This is a genomic window from Thalassospira sp. CH_XMU1420-2, assembly GCF_037029325.1.
In the GTDB taxonomy this organism is placed as follows: domain Bacteria; phylum Pseudomonadota; class Alphaproteobacteria; order Rhodospirillales; family Thalassospiraceae; genus Thalassospira; species Thalassospira povalilytica.
Window position 1 is genome coordinate 107,359 of the sequence record NZ_JAYMEG010000006.1, and the last position, 18,732, is coordinate 126,090.

Annotated in this window: 19 protein-coding genes and 3 tRNA genes; 6 read left to right on the forward strand and 16 right to left on the reverse strand. The window is 54.2% G+C overall.

What is annotated here, in order from left to right; all coding sequences use genetic code 11:
- Nucleotides 1–24: 24 nt before the first annotated feature.
- Complete coding sequence (locus WA429_RS17440) at nucleotides 25–1,572, reverse strand: CYTH and CHAD domain-containing protein (protein WP_287466258.1); 1,548 nt, start codon at nucleotides 1,570–1,572, stop codon at nucleotides 25–27.
- Nucleotides 1,573–2,039: 467 nt separating this feature from the next.
- Here WA429_RS17440 and WA429_RS17445 point away from each other — a divergent pair, with 467 nt between their 5' ends.
- Nucleotides 2,040–3,056, forward strand: coding sequence for a hypothetical protein (locus tag WA429_RS17445; RefSeq protein WP_228196423.1), 1,017 nt, complete (start codon nucleotides 2,040–2,042; stop codon nucleotides 3,054–3,056).
- Between the two features lie 57 nt (nucleotides 3,057–3,113).
- Here the strand turns inward: WA429_RS17445 and WA429_RS17450 are convergent.
- The 5 genes from WA429_RS17450 to infA all read right to left on the reverse strand — a co-directional run bounded on the left by WA429_RS17450 (nucleotide 3,114) and on the right by infA (nucleotide 5,846).
- Nucleotides 3,114–3,189, reverse strand: a tRNA-Phe gene (locus tag WA429_RS17450).
- 105 nt (nucleotides 3,190–3,294) lie between these two features.
- Complete coding sequence (locus WA429_RS17455; protein WP_101245772.1) at nucleotides 3,295–3,495, reverse strand: DNA gyrase inhibitor YacG; 201 nt, start codon at nucleotides 3,493–3,495, stop codon at nucleotides 3,295–3,297.
- 1 nt (nucleotide 3,496) lies between these two features.
- Nucleotides 3,497–4,897, reverse strand: a complete 1,401-nt coding sequence (locus WA429_RS17460; protein ID WP_287466257.1) for a ribonuclease E/G — start codon at nucleotides 4,895–4,897, stop codon at nucleotides 3,497–3,499.
- A gap of 2 nt (nucleotides 4,898–4,899) precedes the next feature.
- Nucleotides 4,900–5,481 (reverse strand): Maf family protein, encoded by a 582-nt coding sequence (locus WA429_RS17465; protein ID WP_250282486.1) that lies wholly within the window; start codon nucleotides 5,479–5,481, stop codon nucleotides 4,900–4,902.
- 146 nt (nucleotides 5,482–5,627) lie between these two features.
- Entirely contained in the window at nucleotides 5,628–5,846 is a 219-nt protein-coding gene (gene infA / locus WA429_RS17470) for a translation initiation factor IF-1 (RefSeq protein WP_007092059.1), read from the reverse strand.
- Nucleotides 5,847–6,120: 274 nt separating this feature from the next.
- On the opposite strand from infA, the gene WA429_RS17475 reads away from it, so the two are divergent.
- Entirely contained in the window at nucleotides 6,121–6,612 is a 492-nt protein-coding gene (locus WA429_RS17475; protein ID WP_287466256.1) for a GNAT family N-acetyltransferase, read from the forward strand.
- Nucleotides 6,613–6,617: 5 nt separating this feature from the next.
- On the opposite strand, the gene WA429_RS17480 is transcribed toward WA429_RS17475, so the two are convergent.
- The 7 genes from WA429_RS17480 to WA429_RS17510 form a co-directional block, all read right to left on the reverse strand.
- Entirely contained in the window at nucleotides 6,618–7,064 is a 447-nt protein-coding gene (locus WA429_RS17480) for an arsenate reductase ArsC (RefSeq protein ID WP_068519598.1), read from the reverse strand.
- A 6-nt stretch (nucleotides 7,065–7,070) separates the two neighbouring features.
- Nucleotides 7,071–7,547 (reverse strand): UPF0262 family protein, encoded by a 477-nt coding sequence (locus tag WA429_RS17485; RefSeq protein ID WP_068519597.1) that lies wholly within the window; start codon nucleotides 7,545–7,547, stop codon nucleotides 7,071–7,073.
- A 43-nt stretch (nucleotides 7,548–7,590) separates the two neighbouring features.
- The gene (gene hisD / locus WA429_RS17490; protein ID WP_287466255.1) at nucleotides 7,591–8,886 is read right to left on the reverse strand and encodes a histidinol dehydrogenase; all 1,296 of its coding nucleotides are present in this window, start codon (nucleotides 8,884–8,886) and stop codon (nucleotides 7,591–7,593) included.
- Complete coding sequence (gene hisG, locus WA429_RS17495) at nucleotides 8,876–9,535, reverse strand: ATP phosphoribosyltransferase (protein WP_068519595.1); 660 nt, start codon at nucleotides 9,533–9,535, stop codon at nucleotides 8,876–8,878. Before hisG ends, hisD begins: the two co-directional genes overlap by 11 nt.
- A 61-nt stretch (nucleotides 9,536–9,596) precedes the next feature.
- Entirely contained in the window at nucleotides 9,597–10,889 is a 1,293-nt protein-coding gene (gene murA, locus WA429_RS17500; RefSeq protein ID WP_287466254.1) for a UDP-N-acetylglucosamine 1-carboxyvinyltransferase, read from the reverse strand.
- An 82-nt stretch (nucleotides 10,890–10,971) separates the two neighbouring features.
- A complete protein-coding gene (dcd, locus tag WA429_RS17505) occupies nucleotides 10,972–11,526 on the reverse strand; it encodes a dCTP deaminase (RefSeq protein ID WP_062956196.1) in 555 nt (184 codons plus the stop codon).
- 179 nt (nucleotides 11,527–11,705) lie between these two features.
- A complete protein-coding gene (locus WA429_RS17510; RefSeq protein ID WP_287466253.1) occupies nucleotides 11,706–11,867 on the reverse strand; it encodes a hypothetical protein in 162 nt (53 codons plus the stop codon).
- A 200-nt stretch (nucleotides 11,868–12,067) separates the two neighbouring features.
- Here WA429_RS17510 and WA429_RS17515 point away from each other — a divergent pair.
- Together WA429_RS17515 and WA429_RS17520 are read left to right on the forward strand one after the other, a co-directional pair.
- Nucleotides 12,068–12,142, forward strand: a tRNA-Thr gene (locus WA429_RS17515).
- 29 nt (nucleotides 12,143–12,171) lie between these two features.
- Nucleotides 12,172–12,246 (forward strand) — tRNA-Thr (locus WA429_RS17520).
- Between the two features lie 130 nt (nucleotides 12,247–12,376).
- Here the strand turns inward: WA429_RS17520 and WA429_RS17525 are convergent.
- Together WA429_RS17525 and WA429_RS17530 are read right to left on the reverse strand one after the other, a co-directional pair.
- A complete protein-coding gene (locus WA429_RS17525; protein WP_287466252.1) occupies nucleotides 12,377–13,660 on the reverse strand; it encodes an oligosaccharide flippase family protein in 1,284 nt (427 codons plus the stop codon).
- Nucleotides 13,661–13,666: 6 nt separating this feature from the next.
- The gene (locus WA429_RS17530) at nucleotides 13,667–14,698 is read right to left on the reverse strand and encodes an NAD-dependent epimerase (RefSeq protein ID WP_287466251.1); all 1,032 of its coding nucleotides are present in this window, start codon (nucleotides 14,696–14,698) and stop codon (nucleotides 13,667–13,669) included.
- Between the two features lie 255 nt (nucleotides 14,699–14,953).
- Here WA429_RS17530 and WA429_RS17535 point away from each other — a divergent pair, with 255 nt between their 5' ends.
- Together WA429_RS17535 and WA429_RS17540 are read left to right on the forward strand one after the other, a co-directional pair.
- Nucleotides 14,954–15,652 carry a putative metalloprotease CJM1_0395 family protein gene (locus tag WA429_RS17535; protein WP_287466314.1) on the forward strand — a complete coding sequence of 233 codons (699 nt, stop codon included), beginning with the start codon at nucleotides 14,954–14,956 and terminating at the stop codon, nucleotides 15,650–15,652.
- Nucleotides 15,653–15,939: 287 nt separating this feature from the next.
- On the forward strand, nucleotides 15,940–16,593 hold the full coding sequence (locus WA429_RS17540) for a response regulator transcription factor (RefSeq protein WP_287466250.1): 654 nt from the start codon (nucleotides 15,940–15,942) through the stop codon (nucleotides 16,591–16,593).
- Between the two features lie 102 nt (nucleotides 16,594–16,695).
- Here the strand turns inward: WA429_RS17540 and WA429_RS17545 are convergent, their stop codons facing one another.
- Complete coding sequence (locus tag WA429_RS17545; RefSeq protein ID WP_287466249.1) at nucleotides 16,696–18,651, reverse strand: response regulator; 1,956 nt, start codon at nucleotides 18,649–18,651, stop codon at nucleotides 16,696–16,698.
- Nucleotides 18,652–18,732: the final 81 nt, after the last annotated feature.

Below are 18,732 nucleotides of genomic sequence, written 5' to 3' on the forward strand. Positions count from 1 at the left end.
CCCGCCCCGCAGCAACCGGGTTACCTACTTCCAGAACAGCTTTTGTTCTGTGAAGTTCTTGCAGGCTTCTTCAAGTCCCTGAAGTTCATGTTCGACGCGTGCGCCAAACCAGCCCGACACCAGTCCGACCGCAACATGCCCGTCAGCTGACAGTTCGGGCGTCAGGACCGAAAGCCTTGCCTCTGCAACGGCCGCGTCCTGAAGCTGTCCCAGAATTTGCTGCATCGATGTCAGTTTTGAGCGGAACTTTTTGACCTTTTTGGCCGGATAGACCGACCCGAAAAACTCGGTCCCATAGCGCATCTGTTTGACATCAAGGCGCAAGGCATGGAGTTGCGGCGTATTGAGTTCGGCGACATTTTCGCCCCGCTTGGTGACGCGCTTATAGGCCCGATCAAGAAGCGGTGTTGCCAGATCAGTGACCGGGGATGCCATTGCCTTCATCTGTTCGGCACTGGCCCCTGATGCCCAACGCGAATAACTTGCCCAGGCCCCCAGGATCAAAAGAAGCTGACCATATTCCGGCGCATCAAGCATCACCCGGGCCGCGTCCAATGCCTTGGCACGCTGTTTTTGGGCTGCGATGCGCAATTCGGCAACGCCTTGGTGATCGGGGAAACGTTCTTCGATCAGGGGCAGGGTCTCGCCCAGGAAAACATCCCAATCGCGCAAACCATCGAGCCCCTTGCTGCATGATTTAAGCAAACGGCGCAGCAAGACGGCCTCGCCAGCCGGAAGGTTTCTTTTGAAAAGGTTCAGTGCGACCCGCAATCGACGCATTCCGATGCGCATCTGATGGCAGCCTTCAACATCAAGATCCTGACGAACACAGACCTCGTTGCTGAGAATCATCCGAAGCCCCTGCCCCAGCATGGTGCGAAATGCCGTTTCAGCCGACATGTCATCGGTCAGTTCAACCGGGGCCGCGCGGTACGCGCCGGGGCCCCGATCAAGATAAAGGTCACGCCCGCGCGATGCCTTGGAGCGCATGCTTAACAACAACGGAACCGTGCGCTGCAGTTCAAGTGCGAGATCAAAAAGTGCCGCCGGATGGCCTTTTTTAAGTTCAAACTCGACCTCGGAAATCGGAACTTCCTTTTCACCTGATCGCACGACACCCTGATCGATCGCCAGTTCCATGACGGCATCGCGATAGGTCAAATCAACGGCACTTCGTTTCAGGTCGCTTTCGAAAATACGGTCGATCTTCTTTTTTCGGGCAAACTTGTTCAGAAGTTTTTTGACGTCCTTATCGGTAAACAGATCAAGATCAAGCACACCGTCTTCGAGTTCCACCGTCCATTCATGACGCGATGGCAGTGCTTCACGCAGGCCGTTGGATGTCTTGACCGTTTGCTCCCAGCCTTTGGTGCCTTTTTTGCGTACGCGGATCGCAAGCCCCTTGTTGGCAAGGGCAAGCTTGGGCGTGTCATGGTAAATAGAGACAAGATGCGTCGTCATCAGACGCCGACCTTCCTTGACCTCGCGCAGGACCGGCGCGTTCTTAAGGCGCGCAACGTGTTTCGGATCGATCCGAAGTTTCAGTTCGATCTCGATCTGCTTCTCAGTCATGTTTGTCCCCTGGGCATCCAGTTTTCGGTGACGCGGGAGCCACCGGTTGGTTACGCGAACTCCGATAACATTTTGCTGCCGTCTGATTTCAAAGCGTACCGGAATGTAAAATTTCCGCAACAAAAGGCGTAAAGCCGTTCTTAATCAAGCACTAAACGCAGATCTGGCGGCTCGCACAGTTTCGGCTTTTCATTTGAAATCCAGACTTGGGGATTCTGTTCATTTGAGCAGTTTTGTTCCCCTTCTTTGCTGGTTTGCATCAAGGACCATGCGACGTTCCCCCAAAAAATTTGACGTCACACCGGCCCGATTCCCGACATCCGGCATTTTTCGCATTCTCAAGCATGGAAAACCAGCAACCATCTGAAAGTACAGGACTAAAATCGCATTCCCACCCCTTTGATCAGGTCCCAGAGATATCAAACATCCCTATGCTGTTTGCGGGACATTAAAAATTGAGGGCAAAAATGCAGACCAAAAAACTTATCGGCTTTGCCGTGATTGGCACCACCCTGTTGTTGGCGGGGTGCCAGACAACCCGGAATTATTCTTTTTCGGAATGGCAGGAACAGCCGATCGGCAAATCGCGGTTCAACGTTCCGACCATTTCAAACATTCCTGTCACAAAGCTTGAACAGAACGACCGCAACAACGGTCAGGTCCAGAACGAAAAGTGGGAATTGGGCTGTGGCAACGGGATTGTGACCAGCTCTTATACGTTTGATGTCTGGTTTACCCAGCAAACCGAACAGAAACTCAAAGACGAAGAAGAATTTCGGGCCGAATTTGCCAAGAACAATATCGAAATCCTGAAAACCTATCCGGTTACGTCAAACGATAACGGTCGTGCCGTCGGCTATTACGCGGATGCCAATATCGGCAACATTTCCGAGTGCAAGGTTGCCAAATTCGGCTTTCGTGCGACCCGCGGGCAGAAGATCTATGACAATGATCATGGCGGGATCGATGCCGTGGTCAGCGTCTATTATTGCGGCCAGCCCGATCTGAACATGACCAAGCTTATTCAGGGCATCAGCCTGGTCAAGGATCGCGACGCCTATGGCGCGCAGGTTGCCGCACTTCCGAAACAGCAATGCCCTGCCCGCAAATCAGCCGCATCGCAATCCTCATCCTTTGAAGACAGCAACTGGGCGACCGTGAAAAAAGGCGATTACAAACGCACTTTCGCGATGACCTGGGGCGATGGCTTTTCCGACGGTTATCTTGATACCCAGATCAGCCTCAAGGACTATGGCGGATCAATGGAATTTGTCGGCCGCAACAGCGCCAACTGCAAAATGCAGCTGAGTGTCAGCAAATATGACAGCCCGGCCGAAGGCAGCTGGTTTACCAATTGCGACAAGGGCGATTTTGCGTCGGGCACCTTCACGCTGGATCGCAAGCGCAACCTGACGGGCGAAGGAACGGATCAGGACGACAAAGCCGTTGCTTTTACCTTGTGGCTTCCGAATACCGACAGCTGACAGGATGGAGAAACAAAAAACCCGGCCATAAGGCCGGGTTTTTTTGGCTACCGAAAGTGGTGCCCAGGGGCGGACTCGAACCACCGACACGCGGATTTTCAGTCCACTGCTCTACCAACTGAGCTACCTGGGCAAATCCGACTTTCGTCTCCGTCTCCGGAGTGTTCCCTGCGGAACGAGCGGGGTTATACAAACTCCTTTGGGGCTTGTCTAGCCTCAAATCGCATTTTTTTTGCGATTAAAATTCTTCTTCATCTTCAAGGTCTTCCAGATACTCCGGCGGCTCGGTCGCGGGAATTGCATAGCTTTCATTCAACCACTTCCCAAGGTCGCGATCCGCACAGCGTCTGGAACAGAACGGCTTGTATTTGTCGTCTGCCGGCTTGCCACAAACCACGCACTCGGAGCTGACTGTTTTCGTTGTATTTTCTTGGGTCATCCTAATTCTTTTCCAACCGGTAACTATCGTTTTCAAGGGCCGGATCGGCCAGGATTTGCGGGACCGTTCCAAACGCCCTGATCAGTATCTGGCGCGCATCGTCACTTTCAGCAAGTCTTTGCGCAATGTCACTGGCAACATACAAACGCACCGTTCCCGCCAGCCCCGTGCGACTTTCCCCGACCACATTTCGCAAGACATTGTTCAATGCCGAAACAGCATTAAGCTGTGCCTGATCCTGTTTGACCAGAATCCGTGCTGCCAACGATTCGCCGGCGCGCTGACGGCTCAATTCATAAAGACCCAACCGGGTAAATCCGCCAATTTGCACGGCACCATCAAGTTCCGGCCCAAACGCGGCCTTGATCGCGGCATCGAATTTGTCACGCCCGGCACGGCTTTTCATCCGCAACGGATCAATCACGACAAGACCGCCAATATTGCGCAGTCTGATCTGGTGGACAATTTCGTCAGCAGCCCGCAGATTGATGTCTATTGCACGGGATTCCGGATCACGTCCGCTATCTGCGCCGGCCCCATTGACATCAATCGCACATAACGCTGTTGCCTGATCAATTGCGATCCACCCGCCCCCGGCAAGGTCGACTTTTGAAATCAGGGCATTGGCAATATCGGCCTCGATATCCTGATCATCAAACAGCAAACGTGACCCGCCATGGCGCAACAGATGATCTTCGGCCTTTCCGCGTGCCTTTAATATGCCGCGCAATCGAACAAATTCGTCGACCCCGTCGACCAGGCATTCCTGCCCCGCCATCAGATGGCGTTCGATCATCTGATCAAGTTCCGACTGCGCCTTGCAAACCAGCAACGGTTTACGCGGGTTTGCAAGGGCGGCCTCGGCCTTTTGCCACTGGGCGCTTAGCAGCCGGTATTCACTGGCAATCGCGTCTTCGTCCCAATCTGTGGCACCGGAACGCAACATGATGCCATCGTCGTGTGACTGGATGTTTTTCAGGATCGCAAGCAGGTTGGCACGCTGTTGCGCATCTTTGAGTTTTCTGGGCAGCTCAATCAGTCGACCACCAGGACGCAAGATCATCCCGACACCTTCGATCGCGATGCGTCCGGTCAGTTTCACGCCCTTGTCTTCAAAACCAAGGCGGGCGATCTGAACCACAACCCATTGGCCTTCGTGCAACGACCCGTCATGGCGGTCAAACGGTAACAAACCGTCTTCCAAACCATCAAGCGCAACCATTGCGGCCGCCATTTCAGGAAGAATTTTGGAAACACGTCCAAGATGGATATCAAACCGGGCCGGGCCGCCGCGATCAATCCACAGACGGCAAAGGCGGTCATTCCTGATCAGCGCGACCCTGCGTTCAAGCGCAATCGCATCAATCAGCAGGCGGTCCCGGTTTTGTCCGCCAGCCGACATGATCAGACCTCTTTTGCTTGATAGCCAAGGCCGCGCAGCAGACCATCCACCTCGCACAGTGACAGTCCGACCACATTCGAATAGGACCCGGAAATCGCCTTTACAAAGGTTGCCGCATGTCCCTGGATGGCATAGGCGCCTGCCTTGCCTTTCCATTCATCATGCGACAAATAACGATCCAGATCTTCGTGCCCGAGATTTCTGAATTTGACTTGCGTTTCGATCACACGCGAGCGTTCCGTGCCATCCGGTGCAATCAGGCACATGCCACCATAAACACGATGACGACGCCCCGAAAGCAGTGTCAGGAACTTGCGGGCTTCGGCCTGATCCTCGGCCTTGCCCAAGGCCCGGTTGCCGCATGCGACCACCGTGTCCGCCGCAAGCACAAAAGCCCCGCCATTACCTTTTGCAACAGCACGGGCTTTTTCCTCGGCAAGGCGAAGCGCCAGCCGGCGCGGACTTTCATCGGCCGTGGGTGTTTCGTCGATATCTGCCGGGACCACCTGATCTGGCACAATTCCGATCTGCGCAAGCAGCTCAAGACGGCGCGGCGATGCAGATGCCAGTATCAGTTTCGACAAGACGTGGCTCCCGGATATCGGATCTTAAACCGTGGGATTGACGTGCTCAAAGATGCACATCCCCGTAAACAGCAACAAGTTGCCCTGGACGCAAAGGGTAAACTGCGCGCCAGACAAGGTCAATTTGCGCTGGAACTGGTTCCAGATTACTTGAAACGGAAGGTGATACGACCTTTGGTCAGGTCATAAGGGGTCATTTCGACGCTGACACGGTCCCCTGCGAGAACACGAATACGGTTCTTGCGCATTTTACCCGAGGTGTGGGCAAGGATTTCGTGGTCATTGTCCAGCTTCACGCGAAACATCGCATTGGGCAGAAGTTCAACGACGGTGCCCTGAAACTCGATAACGTCTTCTTTAGCCATGTGACTCCTAGCTTTCGTATTGCAATATCAAAATACCGGTGGGGCGCAAACTGCTCTGAACCGGGCAAAAGGTCAAGTTCTTTCGCATGTCATGGCGGGCGTCTCAGCACTGCATCTTTGGCATGGCAGCGATATTTGATCTGACCGGTGCGGGGTTGCGACCATTATCCGGATTGGCAACAAGCCCACATAAACGGTGATTGATCCTTTGCCCCGGCCCTGTGCCCGCGTATTGTTCCAACAATCAATCGCCCCGTTTCAAAGGAAAATACGGATGCCCCGCCACCCGGAAATTCGTTTGGCCCAAAAGCCCGACGCCCCCGCCATCCATGCCATGCTGCTTGAAATCGCCAAAACTACCGGCTGTGAGGACAAATTCAGAAGCACGCCCGATGATTTGATCCGTGACGGCTTTGGCGACAGCCCGGCATTCGAGGCATTGATCGCAACCGATCACCAGACACCGGTCGCGGTTTGTGTATTTTTTCCCAGCTATTCAACCTTTCGCGGCAAAGCCGGGCTTTATATCCAGGACCTTTATGTCGCGCCGTCTCATCGCGGGGGCGGTTTCGCCCGGCATCTTGTTGCCAATGTCGCCCGCCGGGCACGCGCGTCCGGCAAAAGTTATATCCGGCTGTCAGTTGATGCCGAAAATATGGTGGGCCAACGATTTTACGAAAAGCTCGGGATGCGTCACGCAAGTGATGAACGGATTTTCGTTCTTGATGGACCGGCATTCGACCATCTGGCAACAGAGGCCAGCTGATCTTTCTAGATTTTCGGTGCCGGGCCGACCGGGAAACGATCAAGGATGCGCTTTTTGATCTGATCGCGGACCTGACGATAGGCATCAAGTCTGGTTTCGCGCGATCCTTCGATCATGGTGGCGTCAAAGGTATTCCAGAATTCGACATCACAGGCCATCGTGCGGGTCATCTCCACCGCACGGTGCTGGGCCTCGGGCGACATGGTGATAATCAGGTCAAAGAACCCGTCTTCGAGCTGATCGAATGTCTTGGATTTATAGGATGAAATATCGAGCCCGATTTCATCCATCACGGCGATGGCAAAACCGTCAACATCGCCTGCACGCACGCCGCAACTTTCAACATAAACGCGTGTTCCGTGATAATGCCGCAACAGTGCGGCCGCCATCACGGAACGAACGGCATTGTAACTACAGGCAAAAAGAACCGATCCGGGAAGTTCTTCTGCCACGTCGCCTTAACCCCGGATGTGAAGAACACAAATCAGCGTAAACAGGCGACGGGCCGTATTTTCATCAATCGTCACCTTGTCGGTCAGAAGCTCGCGCAATTGCTCCGACCCTTCGTTATGCAGGCCGCGCCGCGCCATATCGATCGTCTCGATCTGGGCTGCACTCGCCTTCTTGATTGCGTCATAATAGCTTTCGCAAATCATGAAGTAATCTTTGACGATCCGGCGGAACGGCGACAAGGGCACTGGAATGGTGGTCAGGTTTTCACTGTCATCATCGCCACGCACATCCATATAGATGCGATTGTCTTCGATGCGCATATGAACGGAATACGGGCCTTCGAACCCGCCAGCAGGCTCGAAGTGATTTTCTTCCAGCAGGTCGTAAATTGCCACAGCCTGCTCGTGCTCGACCTCGGGACGGCGACGCACCTTGTATTTTTCATCAAGATAAATACCGGCGATACACTGATTTGAAGCCATGGCTTTCTCCCTGCGGTCCCCTTACGCGCTGCACTGCAACAGCTTACATCTGGTTTGACCGGATCGCTACTGAAAGTCCGTGTGCCTGCAAACCTTCACTTTCTGCCAGTGCAATTGCGGCCGGCCCGATTTTGGCAAGGCTTTCGGGTGTGCACTTGATCAGCGAAGAACGCTTGATGAAGTCCAGAACCCCTAGACCGGAAGAAAACCGTGCCGAACGGGCAGTTGGCAGAACGTGGTTCGGCCCGGCGACATAGTCACCAATGGCTTCCGGCGTGTAACGACCCAGGAAAATCGCGCCGGCATGATGAATGTCTTCTGCCAGGGCGTCCGGATCATCGACCGCCAGTTCAAGATGTTCCGGTGCGATCCGATCCACAAGGGCCGGAGCCTGCGACAGATTTTCGACCAAGACAATTGCACCAAAGTCGCGCCAGCTTGCACCCGCGATTTCTGCACGTGGCAACGTTTCAAGATGCGTATCAATGGCTTGTTGCACGCGATCGGCAAACCCGGCGTCGTCAGTAATCAGAATCGACTGCGCAACCGGATCATGTTCGGCCTGGGACAACAGATCGGCTGCGACCCAGCTTGGATCGTTGCTGCCATCCGCAACGACAAGGATTTCCGACGGACCGGCAATCATATCAATGCCGACCTGACCGAAAACGCGACGCTTGGCCGCGGCAACAAAGGCATTGCCCGGACCAACGATCTTGTCGACCGGCTTGATGGTTTCAGTGCCATAGGCAAGGGCCGCGACCGCCTGTGCGCCGCCGATACGGTAAATTTCGTCGACACCGGCAATGCGGGCTGCGGCCAGAACCAGCGGGTTCATTTTGTTGTCCGGGGTCGGCACAACCATGACAAGGCGTTCAACACCGGCCACCTTGGCCGGGATCGCATTCATCAGAACAGATGACGGATAGGACGCCAAACCGCCCGGTACATAAAGACCGGCTGCCGAAACAGGACGCCAGCGCCAGCCAAGCTCAACCCCGGCTTCGTCGGTGTAACGTTCATCTGCCGGCATTTGCTTGGCGTGATAGGCGCCAATGCGTTCGGCGGCCAGTTCCAGCGACTTAAGCAAGTCCGCATCAATATCGGCAATTGCGGCATCAACTTCGGCTGCACTAACCGCCATGCCCTTGGCATCGATATTCAGACGGTCAAAGCGATTGGTATATTCACAAACGGCTTCGTCACCGCGTGCACGCACGTCGGCGATGATATTGGCAACAGCGGCATCAACATCGGCATCCGATTCGCGCTTCATGCCCAGAAGCTTGACAAAGTCTTCTTCGAAATTGGCGTCCGTAATGGAAAGCTTAAGCGGCATTGACTACCTCGGAGAAACGGTCGATCCAGGGCTGAATATCAGTCGGGCGTGTCTTAAGAGCAGCCCGGTTCACAATCAGACGCGATGTCACATCGGCGATATGTTCAATCTCGCGCAGGCCATTGGCCTTAAGCGTATTACCGGTCGAAACAAGATCGACAATACGACGACACAAACCAAGCGTCGGGGCCAGTTCCATCGCACCATTAAGCTTGATGCATTCGGCCTGCACACCGCGGGCTGCAAAATGGGTCCGGGTTACGTGCGGATATTTGGTGGCGACACGAACATGCGACCAGCGTGACGGATCATCGCCATCAATCATGTCTTCGGGTTCGGCAACAGCCAGACGGCAATGCCCGATATTCAGATCCAGCGGCGCGTAAATATCGGGATAGTCAAATTCCATCAGGACATCATTGCCGCATACACCGATATGGGCAGCACCAAATGCAACAAAGGTTGCAACATCAAAACTGCGAACACGAATGATATCGATATGTGGATGATTGGTGGCAAACCGAAGTGCCCGGGATTTCGGATCATCAAATGCCGCTTCCGGTTCGATCCCGGCGGATCGGACCAGTGGCATCACCTCGTCAAGAATGCGCCCCTTAGGCAGGGCAAGCACCAACTTTTCGTCACTCATAAATCAGTCGCCTTACGCGTTTGTCTGTTGTCCCGATCGCTGTGCGATCACCACCGGCAAATCAGGCCGGAACGCGGACACGTTCGATTTGCGCCCCACAGGCCGCAAGTTTTTCTTCAAGCCGCTCATAGCCGCGATCAAGATGATAGACACGGTTAATAACCGTCTCGCCCTCGGCTGCCAAGCCCGCAAGCACCATGGATACCGATGCACGCAGATCGGTCGCCATTACTTCGGCACCTGAAAGCTTTGCACTGCCGCGTACGATTGCGGATCGCCCATGCACATTCACATCCGCCCCCATGCGTCCCAGTTCAGGCACATGCATGAAGCGGTTTTCAAAAATGGTCTCGGTAATCATCGAAGCGCCATTGGCAACCGACATCAGCGCCATGAACTGGGCCTGCATATCGGTCGGGAACCCCGGATAGGGTTCAGTCATGACATCAACACCGCGAAGGGTCGCACGGTTACCCCGTACTTTCATGCCGTCAGCAGTTTCTTCGATTTCGACGCCGGCCTTGCGCATCGCATCAACCAGGCTTTCGATCAGATCCATACGGGTTCCGGTCAACTCGATCTCACCGCCGGTGATGGCCGCGGCAATCGCATAGGTCCCGGTTTCAATACGATCCGGTACAACCGAATATTCCGCACCATGCAGGCGCGGTTTGCCGGTAACTTTCAGGGTGTCGGTGCCAATACCCTCAATCTCCGCCCCCATTGCAACAAGGCAATGGGCAAGATCCGCGACCTCTGGTTCGCGGGCAGCATTGGCAATCGTGACAACTCCATCGGCAAGCGATGCCGCCATCAGCGCATTTTCAGTCGCCCCGACGGAAACCTGCGGGAACAGGACATGCCCGCCTTTCAGGCCTTGGGGCGCGCGGGCTTCGATATAGCCCTCTGTAAGGTGGATTTCAGCCCCCATGGCTTCGAGTGCCTTGAGATGCAGGTCAACCGGCCGGTTCCCGATCGCACAGCCGCCCGGCAGCGACACACGGGCAATCCCGCAACGTGCAACAATCGGACCCAATACCAGAACCGATGCCCGCATCTTGCGAACAAGGTCATAGGGGGCTGTTGTGGACGTGATTTCCTTGGCGGTCATTTCCAGAACGCGGCCAGTGTGCCCGCCATTGGGCGCATGCCCGTTCAGATGCAACGCAACACCATGCTGGGCGAGAAGATTCGCCATCGAGGTGATGTCCGCCAGATGCGGCAGGTTGGAAAGGGTCAGCGTTTCATCTGTCAGCAGGGATGCCGCCATCAGGGGAAGTGCCGCGTTTTTGGCGCCGCCAATTGCAATTTTGCCCTGCAACCGGCGACCACCGGAAATCTTGATCTTGTCCATTCAATCCTCTTTGTGCTGCGCTTGCTCGCGCAGCGAACGCGCGTCTTGGCATCTTGATGCCAGATTGGTTGCCATGCCTTTATCACAGACGCGGCAATGTGACACCTTTTTGGCCCATATATTTCCCTGCGCGATCCGCATAGGAGGTATCGCATTCGCTTTCGGCTTTCAGGAAAATGAACTGACAGGCACCTTCATTGGCGTAAATACGTGCCGGAAGTGGTGTCGTGTTTGAAAATTCCAGCGTCACATGCCCTTCCCATTCCGGTTCAAGCGGGGTGACATTGACGATGATGCCGCAACGGGCATAGGTCGATTTGCCAAGACAGATCACAAGTGTGTCGCGCGGGATGCGGAAATATTCCACGGTGCGCGCCAGTGCGAAACTGTTGGGCGGGATCACGCAGACATCGGTCTGGCGATTGACGAACCCGTCATCGGAAAATTCCTTGGGGTCGACAATGGCCGAGTCGACATTGGTGAAAATCTTGAACTCGTCGGCAACACGGGCGTCATAGCCGTAAGAACTGACACCATAGGAGATCACGCCATCGCGCTTGAAGCCGTCAACGAACGGCTCGATCATGCCCTTTTCCTGCGCCATCTGGCGTATCCAGTGATCCGGTCTTACCGACATAGTGCCACCCCTTTGTTGCGAAACAGTCCCTGTGCTTTTCTGCACCTTCGGTTTTACCCGTGCCTGACCTTCAAGATCAACCAAACGATATGCCGTTACGCGCTTTATGGCTGCCTGGTTCGATCGCACTGCTTTGGGGCCGACCATAACGGTGGCAGCTTCGCAATCTGGTTGCTCAGCTACTCGTTCGAACTGCCTTTGGCATCAGAGTCGCCAGAGCTCTCCTTGCGCGATCGCTGCTGTTGTTTGCGCTTGGCCAGATTGGCGCGAAGAGCTTCGGCCTCACGCTTCAGGCGTTCTTCATTCACCGCCGGGCGGATATCGGATTTCTTTGCAGTCATGGTTCGATTTGGGTTCCGGTGTGCGTACGGGTTCAATCCTTGGACCTGTTATAAAACAGCAGGCGAAAAATTACAGCCGATCTTGACGAAAACAGGGCGAAAAGCAGCCTTGGACAATCATTCGGAAAACTTCGCATATTTCGGGCTTGACCAATTGCTGATCCGTGGCCTATAACCCGCCCGCACCGCATGGGGCATACGCTGCTGTAGCTCAGGGGTAGAGCACTCCCTTGGTAAGGGAGAGGCCGGGAGTTCAAATCTCCCCAGCAGCACCATCCCCCACCGGATTGCCTGATGATATCGGGCTGCTGTAGCTCAGGGGTAGAGCACTCCCTTGGTAAGGGAGAGGCCGGGAGTTCAAATCTCCCCAGCAGCACCATTTCCCCAAAATAGATCGCCAATGATGGCAAATGCCTGATGTGCTGCAGTTCGCAGAAATCGCATCATCACGTTTCATGCAGTGGACAACGCCAGCAGACTTTGCGCTATGGCGAAAGCATGCTGGCAGGTTACCGGACGACCAAATAACGCAATGACAGCACTGTCGGGTCCACCCCAAGCGTCTTGCGACACAGGATTGCAAGGATTAGTGGGTAACCGGCAACAGATACGGCGGCGATGACAACGCCGCCCAACATGCCAACCTGGATCATGGCGACAGCCAAACCAATTACGGTCAATCCTGCCCATACAGAAACAATTTTTGTCATTGCCCTGTGGATGCCCGTCATATTGAGCAGCGCAACACTTGGTCCACACGCGGCCTGAACCGCATAGGCAATCAGCATCATCCGTAAATAAGGGACAGCACCGGTATAATCGTCACCAAACAGCGACAGCAATTCCGGCGCGAAGATAAAGAAAGCACCGCAAACAGGCACAGCCACCAGCAAGGAAAAGCCCGTCGCGCGCGAAACCAGGGACTGTAATTCCCAGGTATCATCTTTGGCCATGGCCCTTGAAAGAAACGGTGCCACGACCGAATTCACGGCCGTCAAGGCAAAGGCAACAAGCATCGCCAAACGAATGACCGCGCCAATTTCGCCGGCATCAAATGCGGATAATAGGACACCTGCCAGCACGACAGGCGACTGGTTCAGCAGTGCGATGGAAAGTTGGGAAAACAGAACATTCAGACCGAGCTGAAGCCAAAGTCGAATGTCTGCCATCCTTGGATGAAAGGTGCTGCGCCATTTGATGTGCCCACCCCTGATTACAAGGCAAAGCGCCGATACCGTCGCAACACTTAGTGCAATGGCATAAGAACTGACGACACTAAGCAGGGTCAGTTCCCCATGCAGCCAAAAATAGAGCGAAAGAAGACAAACGGCAAAGATCAGGGGCCTTACGACGGCCTCCCCCACTACCGCGCGTGAAACATTGGCATCAGCACGAATTGCGCCCTGCAGTACCGAAAGAATGACAGCCAACGGCAAGCACACGCCAGCCGCAAACCCGATCTCAAGACTATAGTTTCTGAAATGGACCAGAATGGTCGCCAGGACAATACCGCCAAGGATCGACAACAGTGCTGCGAACACCAGAACAAAGCGCTGCATGCCACTGACAAGCTGCCGTTTTCCTTCTTCGCGATATTTGGGCAAGAACCGGACAATCGTGGTATCCATGCCGAACGTTACGACAGGAGCTGCCGAGATAATCAACCCAAGTATGACCGAGAAGAAGCCGAAAAGATCCTTGCCGCCATAGCGCGAGATAAACACGCTGGCCAGAAACATCATGCCCGCCGAAAACGCATTGGCGAACAGCACGAAGATCGCGGCAAATTTCAAGTTATCTTACCCGTAAAAAGACCGGTACCATTCAACAAAGTTGCCGATCCCGGTTTCAATCGATGTTGCCGGTTTGAAGCCGACGGCATCGGTCAGCGCTTCGACATCGGCATAAGTCGCCGGCACATCGCCATCCTGCATCGGCAGCATATTCTTTTCGGCCTTAACGCCCAATGCCTTTTCGATGGTCTCGATCATATACATCAGTTCGACCGGGCTGTTATTGCCGATATTGAACACGCGATACGGCGCGGAACTGGTCGCCGGATCGGGTTTGGCCGAATTCCAGTTCGGATTTGGTTGGGCAACCGTGGAAATACAACGGTAAACACCTTCGACAATGTCATCGATATAGGTGAAATCACGCCGCATTTTGCCTTCGTTAAAGACGTTGATCGGACGCCCTTCAAGAATCGCCTTGGTAAACAGGAACAGGGCCATATCCGGACGTCCCCACGGACCATACACCGTGAAGAAACGAAGACCCGTCGTCGGCAAGCGATAGAGATGGCTATAGGTATGTGCCATCAGCTCGTTTGCTTTTTTGGATGCTGCGTAAAGGCTGATTGGGTGATCGACATTGTGATGCACGGAGAAAGGCATTTCCGTGTTCATGCCATATACCGAGCTGCTTGAAGCATAGACCAGATGCTTCACATTGTTGTGGCGACACCCTTCAAGAATATTTGTGAAACCGACAAGGTTCGCATCGATATAGGCATGCGGATTTTCGATTGAATACCGCACCCCGGCCTGTGCTGCCAGGTTCACAACATATGTCGGTTTTTCCGTTGCAAACAGATCCGCGATACCCTCGCGGCTTTCAAGGTCCATGCGCACAAATTTGAAACCGGGCTTGCCTTCCAGACGGGCAAGTCGTGCTTCTTTCAGGTTAACATCATAATAGTCATTGACGTTATCCAGTCCGACGACGGTTGATCCCTGCTCCAGCAATTTCAGGCAAAGGTGAGAACCAATAAAACCTGCTGCGCCCGTAACGAGTACTTTTTCGTTGGCGGGTATAACAAAGTCGGACATATGCGTATGAATTCCTGATTGAATTGATTGCAGCGACGATTACCGTACCGCCGAAATTTGGCTTTCCTGATATCAGCAAGCCACACGCTGCGCAAGACATGAGCTCCCCCACACCGGAATTGGAATCCGGTGCAAGACTCCGTGCGCATTTTCTGATAACCTGCGATGTATAGTCTTTTGCGTTCAAACTTGGGAACCACTTCGACATCAATGATTGCAGCGGGCCAAACCATAGCAAATCCCAATAGCGGCGGAATGGGCGTGATCCTGAATGTTCGGGAAATCGCGCAAACGTCTGACGGGCGCGTTCTGGCCGAATATGAAGCAGTCGAAGTCCACAAAAATTCCAAATCAGGAACTGCTGCCTCGCCCTATTCCATCGGGGGAGAAGATAATAACAGCCTGCGGACGCGCATCGTCGATCCAAGAACATTGACCGAAGCACAGGCCGTCGCCGGTGGCGTAAGCCGGGCCGAGTATCGCGACGCTGTCAAAACCAATGAAGAAAATGGTGACGCTTCTTCTGCAACGTCAAACAGCACAGACCTTGATCCCGCAGAAAAAGCCGTTGTGTCACAATTGCAGGCACGGGATTCTGCCGTGCGTCAGGAAGAAGAAGCCCATGCGGCCGCAGCAGGCCCATATGGATCGGCCCCGCAATATACCTATCAGATAGGCCCGGATGGCAATGCCTATGCTATCGGGGGGCATGTTGATGTCAGCGTTTCGATGTCGGGCAGCAAGGCCGACCGTGATCGCGCACTGGCGACATTGCAGAACGCCGCCCTTGCGCCGAATGCGCCTTCTGGTGCTGACATGGCGGCCTTCCGACAGGCCAGCCTGCAGCGGGCCACCAGCAACGACGACAGCCCTGTATTCTCAGCGGAAGAATCCGCGACACAAAATGCACGCGCCGATAGCATCGACCAGCCAAGTCTTTCGATTTCCGTCTGATTTCCAACCTCCGGAAATGGCCTTGCGCCTCCCGCATACTATGCAATATGGGATAAAACATTGACTCCCGCACAAGCCGACCTATCTGATCGAATAGTTGAGGCTTTCAGAAACTATCCTGCCGTTTGACACGACCCCGGTTTTGTTGAATGCTGCGCACGCGTCCGGGGGGGACGCTTGAATTATAATCTAACTATTGCGCGTAACCGTGTCGTCAGTACGGGGAGCGTTTCCGGGGCCAATCATCAGATGTCAGAGCTTCGGACAAGAACGGGTACTGCATAAAAATGAACATCCTGCTAGCAGACGACCACGATCTCGTCAGAGACGGGATTACTTCCTTCCTTAAAATCGCAGCGCCGGAAGTTGAAGTCGCGCAGGCGAAGGATTTCGCAGAAGCACTTGCCGTCGTTGACGGGGAAACAGACGTTGATCTGACAATCCTTGATCTCAACATGCCGGGCATGAACGGTTTGTCGGGGTTGACGGTCATGCGCCAGAAGCATCCGGAGATTCCTGTCGTGATCTTGTCAGGCTCGGTAAAGCGCAGCGACGTTCTGAATGCTCTTGAGCATGGTGCATCAGGGTATCTCCCCAAAACATTGTCAGGCAAATCGCTGATCAATGCGTTGCGCCTGATCCTGTCAGGGGAGAAATATATTCCTTCTGCATTGCTTGAAGATGACGGCTCGCAAATCCGTCCTGGCGAAATTGATCTTGAAGGCCTTGCACCCGACAACCCCCTGCGTCAGCTGACCAATCGTGAACGTGAAGTTCTTGGCCTGTTGACCAAAGGGCTTTCCAACAAGGAAATCGCCAAGCAGCTTACGGTTCGTGAAATCACGGTCAAAGTCCATCTGACCGGCATTTTCAAGAAACTTGGCGCGGCCAATCGTACACAGGCTGTCAAAATTGCCATGCAGCTTGGTTGGGAAGCCTAAAAGCAACCAGCCTTCTGCCCGATATCAAATACAAAAAAGCCCGGCTACGACCGGGCTTTTTCTTTGACCGGATCCTGTACTGCTCCGGCATCTACTCTGGCATCATTGAATACAGACTTCCGACAATTCATCCAGAATACCCAGAAGCTCCTTGAGGTTGAGTGGCTTGGACATCACCATCACCGGGGCATCGGCACCATCATCGTCTACCGGGCGCTCTGCATCGCCGGGATGCCCGGTCATCACGATAACCGGCAATGCCGGGTCGCGGCTGCGCAGTTCCTTGACCAGGGCATTGCCGTCCATTTGCGGCATCCGGATGTCTGTAATCAGAATATTGGGCTGTACCACCGCTGCAAGTGCCAGCGCATCTTCACCATCACTGGCCGCAGAAACGTTATAGCCCTGTGCTTCGAGATATCCCGATATGATTTCCATGGCGTCAACTTCGTCATCCACCACCAGAATTCTGATGTTCTGACGCGTTTCCGCATTCAATCCCGTGTCCCCGCCCGGATGTTCTTCCGGCTCATATTCCGTCTGGTCTGCATCGCTTGCATCGAAGCTGACGATGGGAAGTGTCACTTCAAAACAAGCACCATCACCTTCGTTCCTGACATCGATCTTGCCGCCCATTGCTTCCACAATGCCAAAACTGACCGACAGCCCAAGGCCAGTGCCCTTTCCAACATCCTTTGTTGTAAAGAACGGATGGAACAACAGATCAATGGCGGCTTCGGGAACACCACCGCCATTGTCATTCACCGCCAGCTTAAGCACCTGATTGGTCTTGTCGACCATGGCGCTGACCCGGATAAGACCGCCGATATTTCCATCATCGCCATTTTCGTTAATCGCGTCGCGGGCATTGGTCAGCATGTTGACAAGAACCTGTTCAAGCTGAACCTGACGACCACTGACCAGACAGGCCTGGGCAGGTGGCACCACTTCGATTTCGATACCCGAAAGCCGACAATCATGTTCAATCATGTCCACCGAACTTGCCACAGCACGCATCGGATCGAACGGCACGAAGTCATCATCATCGGGCCGGCTGTAGATCTGCAGATGCTTGATGATTTCCGACATGCGTTCGGTCTGGCTGCTGATCAGCGCCAGTCTTTCATGCTGAAACGCTGGCTTGACCGCGTCAAGATCATATTGAAGCGCACAGGTATCGGCCGCCATGCGAATAACATTCAGCGGCTGGTTCATTTCATGGGCAACAGAAGCCGCCATTTCACCAAGGGTCGCAAGCTTGGACGTCTGGACCAGTTGGCGTTCGATTTTGCGCTTCTCGGTAACGTCTTCGGCCAGCATCAGCATGGCCGGCGCCCCTTCATGGGTAAATGCAATGGCGGAAACTTCGAGTTCCACATTGTCCCCAGCCGGGCGCTGACACATGATGGTGAAATCTGCGCGCCCGGTGTATCCATCCCTGTAACGGGCAATATATTCGCCCAACGTTTCCCTGCTTGCCGGATGAACCATTTCCATAAAAGAACGACCGATAAGGGCTGCACTGTCGTCTGCGCCGAGGATCGAAAGCCCCTGCTGGTTGATATAGGCGATTTCTTCCCCGCTCAGGATGGAAATCAATTCGGGGGCAAGTTCAACCAGTTTGCGGTAACGTTCTTCACTTTCCTTAAGGGCACGCTCGGCGCGTGATCGCTCAATCGCATAGCGGATGGACCGGCGAATGGTGCGACCGTCCGGGAATTCCTTGGTCAGATAATCTTCGGCACCATGCTGAAGCGCCTCGAAAGCCAGTTCTTCATCCTTGTGCCCGGTCAACACAACAACCGGTGCTGTGTTGGCACAGTCCCTGATACGGCTGATGGTCGTCACCCCCGAAGAATCCGGTAATGTCAGATCCAGCAAAACCACATCAAAAACCGCATCAGGGCCCTCTCCGTTCAGAACGGCCATGGCGGAAGTCAGATCGCTGCGATGTTCAATATCAAACGGCTCGCCGGTCTCCTCAAGGAGTGTGCGGACAAGAAACGCATCACCGGGGTTATCTTCCACAAGAAGAATGCGAAACCGTTGTTCAAGCATCAGATTGACTTCCAGCTAACAAATTGACAGGTCCCGTTTACCGAAAGTACCGATCGGGAACCTGCTGATTCTGCATGGTTT